The sequence below is a fragment of the Gemmatimonas sp. genome, assembly GCF_046594945.1.
Classification (GTDB): Bacteria; Gemmatimonadota; Gemmatimonadetes; order Gemmatimonadales; family Gemmatimonadaceae; genus Gemmatimonas.
The window spans coordinates 1-15970 of sequence record NZ_JBKJRB010000048.1; the positions used below are offsets into that span (position 1 = coordinate 1).

The 15970-nt window shown below is 63.0% G+C and carries 11 protein-coding genes and 2 pseudogenes; 2 read left to right on the forward strand and 11 right to left on the reverse strand.

Annotation, left to right across the window (positions count from 1 at the left end):
* The 9 genes and pseudogenes from ACLL97_RS05375 to ACLL97_RS05415 form a co-directional block, all read right to left on the reverse strand.
* Positions 1–863, reverse strand: an 863-nt coding sequence (locus ACLL97_RS05375) for an amidohydrolase family protein (protein ID WP_411279454.1), incomplete at its 3' end; no start/stop codon positions are given.
* 45 nt (positions 864–908) lie between these two features.
* Positions 909–2522, reverse strand: coding sequence for a response regulator (locus tag ACLL97_RS05380; RefSeq protein WP_411279455.1), 1614 nt, complete (start codon positions 2520–2522; stop codon positions 909–911).
* A 6-nt stretch (positions 2523–2528) separates the two neighbouring features.
* On the reverse strand, positions 2529–3059 hold the full coding sequence (locus ACLL97_RS05385; RefSeq protein ID WP_411279456.1) for a methanogen output domain 1-containing protein: 531 nt from the start codon (positions 3057–3059) through the stop codon (positions 2529–2531).
* A gap of 181 nt (positions 3060–3240) precedes the next feature.
* Complete coding sequence (locus ACLL97_RS05390) at positions 3241–3432, reverse strand: hypothetical protein (RefSeq protein WP_411279457.1); 192 nt, start codon at positions 3430–3432, stop codon at positions 3241–3243.
* Positions 3433–4015: 583 nt separating this feature from the next.
* Positions 4016–4162 (reverse strand): annotated as a pseudogene (locus ACLL97_RS05395) (ABC transporter ATP-binding protein); the annotation flags it as partial.
* A gap of 392 nt (positions 4163–4554) precedes the next feature.
* Positions 4555–6942: a PAS domain S-box protein gene (locus tag ACLL97_RS05400; protein WP_411279464.1), complete on the reverse strand. Its 2388-nt coding sequence runs from the start codon at positions 6940–6942 to the stop codon at positions 4555–4557.
* A gap of 174 nt (positions 6943–7116) precedes the next feature.
* Positions 7117–7197: pseudogene (locus tag ACLL97_RS05405) on the reverse strand (hypothetical protein); the annotation flags it as partial.
* A gap of 269 nt (positions 7198–7466) precedes the next feature.
* A complete protein-coding gene (locus tag ACLL97_RS05410; RefSeq protein WP_411279458.1) occupies positions 7467–8777 on the reverse strand; it encodes a PQQ-dependent sugar dehydrogenase in 1311 nt (436 codons plus the stop codon).
* Between the two features lie 60 nt (positions 8778–8837).
* Positions 8838–10250 (reverse strand): hypothetical protein, encoded by a 1413-nt coding sequence (locus ACLL97_RS05415; RefSeq protein WP_411279459.1) that lies wholly within the window; start codon positions 10248–10250, stop codon positions 8838–8840.
* 211 nt (positions 10251–10461) lie between these two features.
* Between ACLL97_RS05415 and ACLL97_RS05420 the strand changes: the two genes are divergently transcribed.
* Both ACLL97_RS05420 and ACLL97_RS05425 read left to right on the forward strand, forming a co-directional pair.
* Complete coding sequence (locus tag ACLL97_RS05420; protein WP_411279460.1) at positions 10462–10704, forward strand: hypothetical protein; 243 nt, start codon at positions 10462–10464, stop codon at positions 10702–10704.
* Entirely contained in the window at positions 10701–12893 is a 2193-nt protein-coding gene (locus tag ACLL97_RS05425) for a DUF5916 domain-containing protein (protein ID WP_411279461.1), read from the forward strand. Before ACLL97_RS05420 ends, ACLL97_RS05425 begins: the two co-directional genes overlap by 4 nt.
* Positions 12894–12919: 26 nt before the next feature.
* Here ACLL97_RS05425 and ACLL97_RS05430 read toward each other — a convergent pair whose 3' ends face one another.
* Together ACLL97_RS05430 and ACLL97_RS05435 are read right to left on the reverse strand one after the other, a co-directional pair.
* Positions 12920–15250 carry a carboxypeptidase regulatory-like domain-containing protein gene (locus ACLL97_RS05430; protein ID WP_411279462.1) on the reverse strand — a complete coding sequence of 777 codons (2331 nt, stop codon included), beginning with the start codon at positions 15248–15250 and terminating at the stop codon, positions 12920–12922.
* A gap of 53 nt (positions 15251–15303) precedes the next feature.
* Positions 15304–15970 (reverse strand): response regulator (locus ACLL97_RS05435; RefSeq protein ID WP_411279463.1); only part of this gene is annotated, 667 nt, incomplete at its 5' end.

The window sequence follows — 15970 nt, forward strand, 5'->3', positions numbered from 1 at the left end:
TTCTGTGCCATGATCCGGTGGATCGTGTCATTCATGCCATTGTCATGCGCGATCGACCAAATGCCGGCATCAACGGCGCGATGCGCGCCGGCAACGGACTGCACATGCCCTTCAACCTTGAGCCCCGCCTTAGCTGCCTCGCGAATGACCAGTCGAATCTCGTCGGTACTATAGCCCCATAGCTTGCAGTCCACGCAAATCTTGATCACGCGCGTACCAACTAGGGCATTCTGCCGGACCGCCTTCACGATCTCGTCCGGTGTGTCTGCTTCGAGGTATTCCGGGTACACGATCTTCCGGTCGAACGCCATCTCGGGGTTTGGCGAGAACTGTCCGCCCATGCCGGCGATGATCAGCCCCGACGGGATCAGCGTGGGACCGGGAACCCAGCCTTGCTCAATCGCGCGCCGCAGGGCGATGTCGGCGTATTTTCCGTTGTTGCCCATGTCGCGCACGATCGTGAAGCCGGCCGCCAGCATCTGGATCCCGTTCGACACCGCCTGAATCGCGCGCAACGGTGTGTCATCGAGAATCGTGGTGACATAGTAGCTGTTGCGTTCCGGTACCTCCTTGTATGTCAGTGCCAGATGATTGTGCGCGTCCACGAGGCCGGGAACGATCGTCATCGACGAAAGATCGATCACCTGCGCTCCGGCTGGAATCGCGACATTCGCACCGACCGCCGTGAAGCGGCCACTCTGCACCAGGATGACCTGATTGCTTGCGATGGTGCCGGAGGCTGGATCGACGAGGCGGCCGGCCTTGATGGCGGTCACCGGCGCAGTGGCCGCTGGTGCCTGGGCCCACAGCATCGTTGGCACGAGTGCGAGGGTGCAAGCCGCGAAGACAGAGCGAAGCTTCATGGGAAGTCGAGTAAGAGTGAGGTCAGCACAGCGTTCCCAAATATGTCACCCACTCAACACATCACCAGAACTCACGCGTTTCATCGTAGCCTGCAGGTCATCATACTGGAACGGTTTCTGTATGAACGCTTCCAGACCCTTGCCGGCAAACTGCGAGGTCACCGCGTGCTCGTTGTACCCGCTCATCAGCACGACGCGCACGTTCGGATCGATGCGCCGCAGCTCGCGAAAGGTGCCCGCGCCATCGAGATGCGGCATCGTAAGGTCGAGCAAGACGATTGGCTCGCGGTCGGCGTGCGCCTGGAAGACCGCCAGGCCTTCCAGTCCATCAGCCGCCAGCACCACGTCATAGCCCATACGCTGCAGCATATGCCGTAGCAGTGCGCGCACGCTCTCCTCGTCATCCACCACCAGCACCATGCCCTTACCACGCCACCTGTCCGCCGGCGGCGCGGTAAACTCCGCAGGCATGGTAGTATTCGCCGCGGCAGGCAGCAGTATTTTGAACGTGGTCCCGCGACCGGCCTCGGAGTACACCCGGATCGCGCCGCCATGTCCGCGCACGATGCCAAGCACCGCCGCGAGGCCTAGGCCACGACCCGTATACTTGGTGGTGTAAAACGGATCGAAAATGCGCGCCCGTACCTCGGGCGACATGCCGACGCCGGTGTCCGCCACTTCGAGCGTGAGATACATGCCTTCGCGAAGCCCCTCGTCGAGATACGTTTCCGCCAGATAGTCGCGCTCGCACCACATGGCGCCAGTGGTCAGCGAGATCACCCCACTGCGGTCGCCGATCGCCTCCGACGCATTGATGATCAGGTTCATGATCACCTGCCGCAGCTGCGTGCCGTCGGCCAGACAGGGAGGCTGATCGCGCATCAGGTCATAGCGCAACACGCACTTCTTCGAGATCGACACTTCCAGCAGGCGCGTGATCTCTTCCACCAGCACCGTGAGTCGTACCGGCCCCACCACGAACTTGCCCTTGCCGGAGTACGCCAGCATCTGCTGCGTGAGCTCGGCCGCGCGGCGCGCCCCATTCATCGCTTCGTCGAGATAGCTGCGCGTCACGGAATCGTCTGGCAACTCCAGGCGTGCGAGGTCGCTGAAGCCGATGATGCCCGTAAGCAGATTGTTGAAGTCGTGCGCAATGCCGCCGGCGAGCACCCCGAGGCTTTCCAGCTTCTGCGTTTGCAACATCTGCGCTTCCAATTTGCGCCGCTCCTCTTCCACCGCCTGTCGTCGGGCAATTTCACGACCCAGCTGTTCGATGCGCTCGGTGAGGACGCGAAACTGACTTGGCGACGTCTCACGCGGCAGAATACGCATGACCAGCAAGGCGGGATGTTCGGCACTTGCCGGACGGAACAAACTGGTGCTGCAGCGACACGACAGAGTGGCGCCATCGTGCGTGCGCACGGCCATCGCACCGGGATGCGGCTCCCGCGCACGCGACGACTCGCGCAGATGCTGCGCGACGACCTCGACGTCGCCATCGACGCGCGCCATCAGCGACGCCCCCGCAAGCACCTCGGCCGAGGCGCCGAGGAGGCGGGCGGCGGCACGATTGGCACTGATGATGGTGCCGTCGCGTGTGAGCAACAACAGGGGATCGGGGAGCCAGTCCGCGACTTCCAGAAAATGCGCAAATCTCACGGGTGCCTACGACGCCTGAAAATATTCACGTCCCGTCGCGGCATTGCTCGCAGCCGACGGCCGCAAGTGCACCACCACCCGACAGCCATCATGGCCGTCGGCGATTGTTTCCTCGAGCACGACCTTCGCGTAGCCGAGGTTTTCGGCGGCGATACTACCGAACACGTTGGACGTCATCATACAGAGCGCGGGCCGTCCTACCACCTTCTCGGCGAACGGACAGACCGTGTTGGCGAACACGATTTTCGTATCGTCCTGCTCGACCACGCGGAAGCCGCCCTGAATGCGATGCTTGAGGTCCACCAAGACCTCGGCCACCTGCGCTCGATTCAGCGTCGGCACGTCGAGCACGTTACGGTAGGCCTCATTCAGATCGTCGCCGATGCGCTGGCCCACGACACTGATAAATCCCGACGCTTCGTCGAGACCGATCACATCCTGCAAGGTGCCGGCGAGTTCGCGTAGCATCGTGCGGAGAAACACGTCACGCTCGAGCGGGAACGGACGTTCGGCAAGCGGCAGTGGAGCGGATGTCATTGCGAGGGCCCGGTGAGCGGAGTCGGGATGTTGGAGCCGGCGTCATCGTCGCAAAAGCTTGGGGAGACTCCGTTCATACTGTCCGAATCTCCACGCTCTTCTATGGAATAAACTGCAATCACGAATACCGGTTGGTAAGATCCGACCATCGTGCCATCAAAAGTCGAGACGCCAGATTCCGCTACGGCACTCGAAAAGTGCGGACCATGCCAAGCTCCAAGTGCGGCCGACGTGTGGTGGCCTCGGCGACCAGGCAGTACGCGATGTACGCCCCCGGAGCGAGACCGACCGGCAAATACGCGACCTCCCCAGGACCGACACGGGCCATGCCCGCGAACGTCGTGGCCACCGTATCCCGATTGTCGGCGTTCATCCACTCTCGTAGCGATGCCTCGTCACGAGGGCGCGTCAGCCGTACCGGATGGTCCTGCTGCCCGGTGTTTTCGATACGCAGGAGCTGCCTGCCGCGCGTCTATCGTTCTGCACCGAGGTACGCGACGTCGATCATCCGGATGGGATGTGCACTCGGCGGTGGCGCCGCGAACACCGAGTCAGCCTCCGTACGCGCTTGCACGGCGAGCGTGGTGAACTCGCCGCCGTGCGCAGGCCGATGCCCGTCGGAACTACGCCGGACGCAGGCGAGCACCGTACTCACCGGGCGAGCGTTCCAGTATCACGCCTCCGCTCGTCCGGACTGCGGGCCCTCCGACTGCCTTCGTCGAGCGCAGTGTGCCCGGCGCCGTATCGAGCACAGCAATGAAGTCCGTAACCGCGTGTGTTGCGTTCGTGGGCTCGGCGAGACGGAACAGGACGACGATGTGCTCGCCGTCTGCTTCGTCCGCGTGCAGCCGTCGCCACTCCGGTCGCACCGCATCGGGCGCTGTGATCGCACCGGCGCGAACGGTGACCTGCACGTCGGCGGACGCGGCGCTGTTCGTTTGTGTGGTTCGAGTGGGCATGTTCGGATAGAGACCGAACTCCTGCGGCAGGTCGCCCAGCTGCGCGCGCAATTTCTCTGGTTGCTCGAGTACGTCGATATCGCGCATCGTGATCGACCCACCGTCCGGCGCCTGCAGCGTAGCAATCGTTCGCATGAGCGTCGACAGAGAAGGAGGCGAAATTCACTCAGCCCAGATAGTAGCTGGCGGTATGGGAGCCGGCGACAACGACCTAGACCCAACACTGTCCAGTGACGGTGATCGCCGCCGCCGACCGCTTACGCGCGGTCGATCCGCCATCCACCTCGTCGTCCGACACCGGCCGGCAACGTCTTGGTTGAGGCGGCGAACAGGTGAGCGGGACAGTAGGGCGCTTTACCGCCGATTGGCAGGGGTGTTCGCGAATACGCAACAACGCAGATCGGTGGGTCGCTCGCGTTGATCCGCGGTGGCGTTGTTCTCTGCGACCGTTGACGCACAGCTTTACCGCGGATTGGCACGAATCTTCGCCGATAAACAGCAACGACAACGGTTGTGCATGTACTGCGCGGTCCTCGTCACTCGAGGTCGCGGAGCTCTGACAGCAGCTTCGAAAGCGCGTCGTGCGATAACGGCTTCACGAGGTGCGCGTCGAAACCCGCCTCGGCGGACTTCCGATGATCTTCGGCTTGCGCCCATCCGCTCAACGCCACCAGTGTGACGTGCTTTCCCCAGGTGGTCGCGCGTATGCGTCGGGCAGCAGCGAGACCGTCGAGTTTGGGCAGGCCGATGTCGAGCACTATGAGCACGGGCCGAAATGTCTCCGCCGTTGCCAGCGCTTCCAGACCATCGTAGGCCGCTCTCGCATCGTATCCCAGCAACCGAAGATACAGGACGAGGGAGTCTGAAGAGTCTTGGTTGTCATCCACCACAAGAACTCGGCACTTCGCCTGCGCAACGACCGTGTCAGCCTTCTTGGCGGGCGGCACTAGCGGAGTGACACCAGCGAGCGCCTCGAGGCGTACCGTAAACATGCTGCCTTTGCCGAGCCCCTCGCTGTCAGCGACCACCGTTCCGTGATGGAGCTCCACTACGCGTTGGACGAGACTGAGTCCGATGCCCAAGCCGCCCCGCGACCGATCGAGGGAATGATCGACCTGTCTGAACAGGTCGAAGATGCTCATCAGCATGTGCGGTGGGATCCCGATGCCGGTATCGCGCACGCTGATCACGATGTCATCACCCTGTCGTTCGGCGCGCAACCAGATGCGTCCACCGGATTCCGTGAACTTCCCGGCGTTGTTGAGCAGGTTTCCGAACACCTGCGCAAGCCGCACGGCATCGCCCACAAGGTGCACGGGGGATCCCGGGAGCGAGACGGTCAACTGATGTCCAGCCCGTTCAATGACAGGGCGACTCGTTTCGATCGCCTGTTCTATTACCGATTCGAGGTCGATCCGTTCGAGGCGGAGTTCAATAGTCCCGCGACTGATTCGACTTACGTCGAGCAGCTCATCCACGAGGCGAATCATCTGCGTGGTTTGACGATCAATGATGGCTGATGCCATCGTGACGGTGGCGGGCGTACCATTCGCGACCTGCAGGAGCTGTAGCGCGTTGCGTATCGGGGCGAGCGGGTTGCGTAGTTCGTGCGCGAGCATCGCCAGGAATTCGTCCTTCCGAAGATCCGCGTCAGCCAATAGCGCGGCAGAACGGGTCATCTCGTAGACGGCGTGCTTCTGCGTGTGGATATCGGTGCTCGACCCGACCCATTGAACAATTCGATCATCAGCGTTACGCATCGGCAGGCACCGACTGATATGCCATCGGTACTCGCCATCGTTTCGCCGAAAGCGCTGCTCGACTAGAATCGGCGTCTCCGTAAGAAATCCATGCTCCCACGCCGCGATGGTATGCGCCAGATCATCCGGATGGATGAGCGAGGTGAGCGTCCAATCCCGTATTTCCTCGACGGAGAGACCGGTGAACTCCATCCACTGGGGACTGAGATAGTCGATGCTTCCATCCGGCCGCGCGGTAAAAATCTTCTGCGGCATCGAGTCCATCACGAAGCGCAGCTCCTGCTCCGTGCGCGTGCGGGCGTCGTCCGCCTTCAGCCGCTCGCTGATGTCGATGAACGATGCGACGGCCCCGATGATCTTACCGCCGACATTCCGCTGTGCGGCGATGCTCAGTAGTGCCGGAAACGTTGACCCGTCCTGTCGCGCAATGAGCACATGGCGACTTTGCAGGGGCTCACCGGTACGCAGGACTTCGAGCAACGGCCCATCTGCACTCGCGATCAGCTGTCCGTTCGGCTCCCATAGCCCCCACAGGCGAGCCTCGTTCTCCACGCCCCGCGCCAGCGGTCGCTGGAGCAATTCGACGGCCTGGGTATTGAAGGATTGGACGATCGTATCGCCATCGAAGGCAACCACGCCAATGGGTGCCGATTCAAAAGCCGATCGGTACCGGGCCTCGGAGTCGGCGAGTGATGTGCGCGCCTCCACTTCGGTAGCAATGTCGCGGAAGTAGCAGACCACGCCATAGCCGCCTTCGGGCAGCGAGATTCGGTTGATCTGCCACGCGTAGTACTCCTCCACGCCCCGGTCAGAGCGCGTCTCGGCGAGGTCGGGGGCGAAAAACGGATCACCGGTGTCGAGGGTGTGCCGGAACAGCTGCACGAAGCCGTCCGCCCGCTCAGGCGGCCAAAGGATGTGCATGACGTCGCTAAAGTCGCGCCCGATCAGGTCCGTAATGCCGGCAAACGTCGCCAGCGCGGCCGGGTTGACCGCGCGCACGCGAAACTCGGCATCAATCAGGTAGACGCCGAGCGGTGCCTCATTCAGCAGCGTTTCGAACTGTGCGGTGCGGCGCACTGACGCCAGCTCAGCATTCCGTTGAGCGCTCACATCTTTGAACAGAATCGCGACTTGGCGATCGCTGGCGTTTCCGATCCGCGTCACGAAGACTTCAAACCACCGCTGCATGACCTCGGAGCCGTCCGCGACGCGCTCGGGCACGCCGGAAGTGACCACGCGACCATAAAGGTCATTCCATCGCTGCTCGCCGCCCGGCACCAGAACACTCGCAAGCTGGCCAACGGGCTCCGAAACGCCGGTGTGTCGCGTAAACGCCGGATTCGCATCGAGGATTCGATGATCGATGGCCCGTCCGGTCGCATCGAAGAATACCTCGACCCGACAATACGCCTCGTCCATGGCGTCGAGCAGTGCGCGGGCTCCCCGATCATCCGCGGTGCGATCTCGCGCGGCGGATATTTCAACCGATGGCACGACGCCGTTCACGGGTGTTGTCACCGGTTCACCTGCCAACGCGTTCGTTTCGTACTCGGCGTCGCGCGCAGAGCCGTCGTCAGCATGGAAATCCTCGCCCCGGTGAATTGTCCGGCAATCGAATGATGACCGGGAGATAAGAATAGCGAGATCCGAACACGTTAGCGTGGCACCAATAGTTGAGACTGCGTCGCCTACCTGCCACGCGCCGTGACGCGCCAGATGGCATTACCGACGTCGTCGGCCACCAGCAGGGCGCCACGTCCGTCGATCGCTACACCCACCGGACGACCGCGCGCGGAGTCGCCCGCCAAAAAGCCCGTGAGCACGTCGACCGGCAGACCTTGCGGCACGCCGTCGGCAAACCGAACGAATACCACCTTGTAGCCACTGGGCGGTTTCCGGTTCCAGGAACCGTGCTGTCCGATGAAGGCCCCGTTGTGCAGCGACGCCGGAAGGACCCCGGGGCGTGCGAACGTGAGTCCGAGCGACGCGGTGTGTGGACCGAGTGCGTAGTCGGGGGTCACGGCGCTCGACACCAGGTCGGGGCGCGACGGCGTTACCCGCGTATCCACATGCGTGCCAAAGTAGCTGTAGGGCCAGCCGTAGAAGGCGCCGTCGCGTACGCGCGTCATGTAGTCGGGTACGAGGTCGCTGCCAAGTTCATCACGCTCGTTCACCGCGACCCAGAGCGCGCCGGTGGCGGGCTCAAACCCCATACCGACCGGATTGCGGAGACCGCTGGCATAGATCCGGTAGGCCCCGGTGCGCGTATCCACCGCCCACACGGCCGCCCGTTCCGCCTCCTGCGCCATGCCACGCTCGGCGGCATTGCTGTTCGATCCTACGGCCACGAAGAGCGTCTTGCCATCGCGCGAAGCGACCACGTTTTTTGTCCAGTGGTGATTGATCGGGCCGGCGGGCAGGCTGACAACGCGCGTGGCGGCCGTCGAGATCACCGTGTCGCCAGTGCGATACGGAAACCGGACGATCGCGTCGGTATTGGCGACGTAGAGTACGTCACCAACGAGTGCCATGCCGAACGGTGCAACCAGAGCCGACAGCAGTACGGAACGCACATCTGCGATGCCATCGCCGTTGGTATCGCGCAACAGCGTGATGCGATTCGCGCTGGGTGCGGCGCCACCAGCCTTCTTCTGAAACCGTTTGAAGAAAAACCCCTTGATACCTCTCGCATCGTCAGGGCGGCTCGGCGCGTTGGTCTCGGCCACCAGCACGTCGCCGTTGGGCAGCACGTAGAGCCAGCGTGGGTGCTCGAGGTCGCGCGCGAACGCCTGCACGGCGAGTCCCGGCGCGGCGATTGGCGCTTCGCTGGCCCGCCATGGTCGCGCCGCCGCGACGGCAAGGGTGGGAATGAGTGATGTGCGGGGCGCATCGAGCACCGGCGCCGGTCCCGTGCCGGCCTCAACCGGGAGCCGCGCACGGCCGCCGCAGCCGCTGCCAACTGCTGCCAACAGAACGGTGATGAGAAGCCGCGTGGTCATTCAGCGTGGCTGTGCAAGAACCACGCTAGCAGCGTGATGAATGGACGTCAGGGTCCGGGCCTAGAAGAATTGGAAGTTGAATCGACCACCGCTCGAGCCCAGGCTGCTGAAGCGCTGGTTCACGATCGTGTTATAGATCGATCCAAAGGTGTAGCGAAGGCCGATGTTGGTGGTGATGCGAAATCCGGTCTGCAGCGCCTGCCGCTGCAACAGAATTTCCTCTTCCGTGTTGCCAGCGCGCGGGAGATAGATCTGATCATTCACCCGAGCGGCGGAGCCACCAACGTTCAGCGAGAAGCCGCGACCGATGCGCAGATCGACGTTGCCACTGAGCGTCAGGGCATGCCGACTGAAATCGTGCAGGTAGTTCAACCAATCCAGCGAGACGTTGGAGGAGCCCCACGACTGACGGGCAACCAATGACGCGGTGGCCTGCTGGCTGAATCGCGTTTCCGAATCACGATTGAGTACGGTGGTGCGCTGGTAGTTGTAGTAATTGGGTCCCACGTTGTAGAGAAACGTCAACTGGCGCCGCGTCTGCTCCGTCCACGGGAACACGTTGTACTCAACAGCCGGTTGCAACCGCAGCGCGAGGTCCTGATTCAGAAAGTCCGAATAGCCGGCGCCGGCCTTGAGGCCCGTCGACCAATGTGAACTCAACGACCGCACGATCAGACTATTCGCGTTGTACGTGCGCTGCTCGTTGCGCACCGAGATCGCCGGACGGGTCGGCGTGGCGGCAATCTTGAAATTTTGCGTGTTCACGTTGCCGCTCACCGATGTGTTCAACTTCCAGTTGGCGGTTGAACGATTGGCCGACAAGGACAGAGAACCGTTCACCGTCTGCTGCTGCTCCTCGGCACGCACAAAGACATTGGTGTTGGTCGTATACGTCCAGAGGTTCCACTTGTCTTTGAGGTTGGCCGGCGATGCCTGTTGCATGCCAGCCGGCGCGACGTACGCGATCTGCAGACGCTTGGCCATGGGCGACCGAGCCACGTAACGCGCGAGCCCCAGTTTGAATGTGCGCGCGAGCTCGCGGCGGATCACGTCGTCGGCGTCATTGGGCAGGGTGTTCAGCACTAAAGTGTCGGCCATTCCTTCAAAGGCGCGGCGCCCGATGAACGTGACCGTGTTCTCCGAGCCGCCACCACCGTTGGTCAATCCTGATACAAGAATCTGGACGTCGGCATCGAACCGATCGCGCATCCAGTTCACAAAGTTCACGTCGGTCACGATGAAGTCGCGATCGCAGCCGCGCACGCGGCCTTGGCAGTCCAGAAAGACACGAATTGCCTGCGACTGCATCGTCAACGAGTCGGGCGCGCTCGGCCGCCCCATTCCCCCCGGCGGCGGGCCACCGGCACTTCCGACGGGCGGACGACCGCCTTGCGCAAGAGCGGTCGGTGCCAACGCCAGCGACGCGCTCAGCGAGAGGAACACGGGCAGGATGGTGCTATGTCGAAAACGCAACGAAGGCATAATTGTGTGAGACAGGGCGGGATAGAAAGAAAGAGGGTAGCAAAGTGCAACGCACCACGCTCGCATTTTGTTCACGTAGGCGTTCCGCTCTCGAGAATACGAGGAACGTCAGTACCCGATTCCCAACCCAACAGCCAATAGAGCTCCCCACGCCTCACCCGCGTTCCAAATGCAACGCTCCGGTGCTACACTACCGCCCATAATGCCCCCCTCCCAGCCGTCCGGCCTCACCCGTCGCACACTGCGGCGGCCAGCCACCTATGCCGGCCCCGCCGCTGCGTCTGTTCCGGTCGCGTTCCTGATTGCGGCACCTCCCGCTTCCTCCAGCATCTCGCTCCCGAGCGACGTTGCGCCCACCCCGCCGGTGCTCGGCCGCATGCAGCGATGGGGTGCCCTGCTGGGCGCGGCGATCGGTGGACGGTATGCGAAGCGCACGCGGCGGTGACGGTGCGTTCCCACACCCTCGCCGCGACCGCGACCCTCGTCATAGCGGCGGCTCTCTCACTCAGTGCACCCCGCGCTGCCGCGCAGTCCGACGCGCGGGCGTTTCGCACGTCCAACCACATTACGCTCGACGGTCGCTTCAGCGAGCCCGATTGGGCCCGCGCCGACTCGATCACCGACTTCCGGCAACGCGACCCTGAGGAGGGCGCCCCCGCGAGCGAGCGCACGGTCGTACGCCTCCTCGCGACACCCGATGGCCTGGCGGTGGGCTGGTGGTGCGCCGATCGCGAGCCCAAGCAGATCGTGCGCTCGCAGTTGCGTCGCGATGCCTCACTGAACGCCGACGACCACGTCGCGGTGGTAGTGGATGGGCTGCATGACAAGCGCAGTGGCTTCTACTTCCGCGCCAATGCCAACGGCGCTATGTCGGACGCCGAGCATCTGACCTTTGAGAGCAGCAACGAAGATTGGGACGGCGTCTGGAACGTACGGTCGGAGGTCACCGCCACCGGCTATCAGGTCGAGATGCTCATTCCGTGGGCCACCCTGCGGTACGCACAGCGCGACAGCGTGTTCGGCATGAACTTCCGGCGCTTCATGCCGCGAAAGAACGAGGAAGTCCTGTTCCGGGGCTGGAAGCGCTCGGAGGGCTTCCGTTTCCTCGAGCGCGAAGCGCTGATCGGCGGCTTCACACGGCTCCCCGCTCGTCCGAAGGTGGAGCTCCGACCGTACGCGCTCGCCGAGTCGCGTCTCACCGAACGGCGCTACTTCACGCAGGCCGGCGACAGCGTATTGAGCCCAGGAGGCAGCAACGGACACGTCGGCTTCGACCTCAAGGCACCCATTACCAGTACGCTCACGGCGGACGTGACCGTCAATCCCGACTTCGCGCAGGCCGAAGTCGACCGGCAGATCGTGAACCTCACGCGCTTTCCGCTCTTCTTTCCCGAGCAACGTCCGTTCTTTACCGAAGGCGCGGGCATCTTCGACTTCGGGCGTGTGCGCCAGACACAGATGTTCTACTCGCGCCGCATCGGATTGGGTGGAAACGGGACGCCGGTCACGATTCCGTTCGGGGTGCGGGTGCAGGGTCGCACCCTCGGGAACCAAGTGGGATTGTTGGCGATGCGCACCGGCGATGCCGAGCAGGCGTCGAACGCCGTACTGCGCGTGAAGCACGATATCCTTGGTCGCGGATTTCTGGGCGCTATGGCGACGCTCAGCGATCGACCGGCGCGACGACAGAGCATGGCCGGCGGGTTGGACTTCAACCTGCCCTACGTCGTGCAGGGCGGCCAGAACCTGGTCGTCCTCGGCAATGCGTCGTGGAGCCAGGACTCCGTTGGCGCGCCGGTGGGCGGGCACTACCGCGTGATGGTGGATTACCCCAATGATAACGCGGACATCGTGGTGCGCTTCGACCGCGTCGATGCCGGCTACAATCCCGCGCTTGGCTTTGTGCAGCAGCGCGGAGTGCATCGGTTGGGAGGCGGCACGTCATTCACGCCGCGCCCGCGCAAACGGGACGTGATCCGCCGGTTCGAATTCGACCTCCTCTCGTATGATGTCGTGTGGGATTTGAACTGGCGCCTCAACAACGCGTCACTGGAAGTGAAGCCATTGGGTGTACAGTTCCAAACCGGCGACCAGATCGAGCTCAACGTGCAGCGGCAATTCGACGCGCCAACCGATGACTTTACGTTGTTTCCTGGTGCCACAGTTCGCGCCCGAGGCTACTGGTGGAATCGCGTGGAAGCGCAATACAGTGGCGCTGAACGGCGCACCGTGCGGTTCAACGTGACCGGCAGTACGGGGCAGTTCTACGATGGTCGCTCGTCCGAGGTGAGCGCTGGTGTGCGGTTGCGGCGAACGCCACACGTTTTAGCGACGGTCGATGTCGTGCGCTCCGTGGTGTCGCTGGCGCAAACGTCGTTCACAGCTAATACCGTGCGCCTGCGCAGTGACTACGCCTTCTCGCCACGCCTCAACAGCACGCTGTTCGCGCAGTGGGACAATCAATCCAATCGCGCCTCCGCCAACGCGCGCGTACGCTGGACCGTGAAGCCGGGCAGCGATCTGTTCGTGGTCTGGAACAGCAACTGGCCCACGGGACTGAATCGCCCGATCCCATGGTCGCGACCATCTCGTGGCGGACTGGTCGCGAAGTACGTGTACTTCTTCCGGAGCTGAGGGCAGGCCGGCCAACGACCAGCGCGTCAAAACTCGAAGTTCAGCCCGATCGACGGAAGGAGTCCGATACTGTGATTGGTATCGACGGCGCGGGTTCTCGGGTTCCAGACCGGTGCCTGCCGGTTCTGCCGATTCGTGAAGTTCTGCAGGTCGATAAAGGCAATGAACTGCGTGCGACGCATGACAAAGCGTCGATCTACCCGCAGGTCGGCGGCCACAAATGTCCCGACACGCTCGGCGTTGTAACGTGTGAAGTCCAACGTTCCCGCGAGTGATCCCGTGGAGACGAATGGTGTGAACGGCAATCCCGTGGCGCCGCGCAGGCGCGTCGCGACTTCCCATTTCGCATTGGGACGCCATCCCAACACGCCATTCGCCGTGACCGGTGAATCGAACGCGCCGCGCGTTGCGGTACCGTTGATTCCCGTAAAGCGCGTGCGGTTGAGACTCGTACTGAGCTGTCCATAGAACGGCGACGCCCCGAACTTTTTCTGCGCAAAGAGTTCGATGCCGAACGCGTTGCCGGTCGCCGTCGATTGGAGTGGTTCGAGTCCAAACGGGATGTCGGTTGTGGCATCGTCGAAGCCGCTCGGACTCAGCACGGCCTGCGGGCGGAACCGCCGCGCGGGATAGTCGGCGTAGCGCTTCCCGTACACCTCGAGTTGCACCTTGGCGTCGCCGCCCACCAATCGCGTGACACCAGCCACGGCCTGATCCGCACGAAAGGGTTTCAGGCGCTGCGCATTCTGCGGATCACCCACCAACCAGATGTAGCTTGGCGCCTGCCAGTAGCGTCCACCGGCCAACGTGAGCGTCGTGAACGGATCAATGCGCAGCGACGCACTCGCACGTGGCGAGAATCGCACGGCGTTGTCGAGAAATCCGTACCAATCGTTACGCGCGCCAACCGATAGCCGCAACCGTGGCTGCGCTTGCCACGTCGCCTGCAGATACGTGCCGTTACGCAGCGCCGTGAAACTGGTATCCACGCGCAGCGGCTGCGCCATGCCTGCCTCGTCGCGGCGCGTGAAACCGGCCAGCGTGGCGTTGTAACGCAGGTCGCTCGCATACTTGAAGATCGTACCGGCCTCGATCTCCACGCCGCGCCCGGCAAGCCAGGTCACGTCGGTGCGGAGCGTGTTCTCCCCTTCCGTCGAGCGGCTCTCGAGCACCGGCACGAGAAGCGAATCCCGCTGCGACGTTGCGTAGCGCGTCCAGGTGCGACCCAGTGTGGTGGTCGCAACGCCTCGACTAAGCAGGCGTTTCCACGTGAGTCCGGTAAAGTACTGGTCTTGTCCGGGATTGACGACCTGGGCGTTCGTCACGCGTCCGGAGTCGGTCGAATTGTCGAACGAAACGGTGCTTCGCGCCGCAATGGTGAGAAGGCTGAACGCGTCGCGCTTCGTTGGACGCCATACGACCTTCGCGGTCGCGTCCGTGTACGACGGAATGAAGCTGAATCCAAACGCTTTGAACAACAGATCGAGATAGCTCTGGCGCACGTTCGCAAAGAACGATGCGTGTTTGCCGATTGGGCCTTCGATGACGGCACCGTACTGCGTAGCGGCGACATTGAGTTCGCCGGCCACGCGCTCGCGATTGCCTTCGCGCAACGTGAGCGTGGTGGCGGACGACGTACGGTCACCTAAGCGGGCGCCAAAGCCACCGGCCGAAAGCGACGCCGACTCGATGAAGCGGATGTTGACGAGCGACACCGGTCCGCCGGTGGAGCCCTGTGAGCCGAAGTGATTGATATTCGGCACTTCAATGTTGTCCACGACGAACAGATTTTCGAACGGCGCGCCGCCACGCACCACCAAATCATTGCGGCCGGCACTCGTCACGCCCACGCCAGGGGCGATCGAGATCGCGCGCAACACGTCTTCCTGAGCGCCCGGCTGACGCCGGACTTCTTCGGCGTCGTATGATTGCGTAGACACGGGGGTCGCAACGGCCATCTGCGCCGGGAATGCCTCTGGACGCACGGTGACGGCATCCAGCAGCACGTCAATGGGACGCAGCACCACCACCACTTCGGCAGGCTTGGCTGGTGATACCGCAATATTGCCCTTGGTGACCGGGGCGAACCCCAGTCGCCGCACTTCAATCGTCACGATGCCAATGCGCACACCGCGCAGGGTGAATCGCCCGCTGGAATCGGACTGCGCGACCGCCGCTTGACCCAACACGCGCACCGTGGCGCTGACAATCGGAGCTTCCTTGAGCGCTTCGGTCAGGCGTCCACTGATGGTACCGGTCGCACCAGCGGCGGGAAAGCGGTCTTGCGCGTGCGCGGCGGCGGCGCATCGCAGCGTGGCGACGCACACCAAACCGACGCGAATGAATCGACTGATCATGGGCATCCAGCGTGACGGTTCCGACGCAGTCAGCGTGCGCGCTCACTCGCTGTCTAACGAGCGTGAGGCGTGATGGTTCCCAAGATGGCGCGCAACGTAGCCAGATTCACCGGCTTCGTGAGATGGTGATTGAAGCCGAATTCACGCGTCCGGCGTCGATCGTCTTCGGTACCCCAACCGGTCAGCGCGATAATCACGATCTCGCTCCCCCAGGGCTGCAGACGCATCTGTCGACAAGCCTCATACCCGTTCATCGTCGGCATGGCGATATCCATCAGCACCACGTCGGGACGGAACGATTCGCACATCACGAGCGCTTCTTCCCCGTCGCGAGCCGTGAGCGTGTCGTTGCCAAGCAGTTGCAGCATGGTTGCCATGGAATCGGCGGCGTCGTAGTTGTCATCCACTACCAGCACGCGCAAGCTGGCGATGACCGACTGGTCATCACCGGCCAGGGGAACCACCGGCTGCATGATATCCGGTAACACGGGCAATCGTACGAGAAACTCACTCCCCTGACCCGTACCGGCGCTGCGGGCTTCAATGCGTCCGCCGTGCATCTCCACCAGTCCCTTCACGAGCGCCAACCCTATGCCGAGACCGCCGGTGGTCTTTTCCAGCGTCCGATCGACCTGGCTGAACATCTCGAAAATCTTCCGCACCATATGCGACGGAATTCCGACACCGGAGTCGGAGACTGATACCACGACATCGGAACCG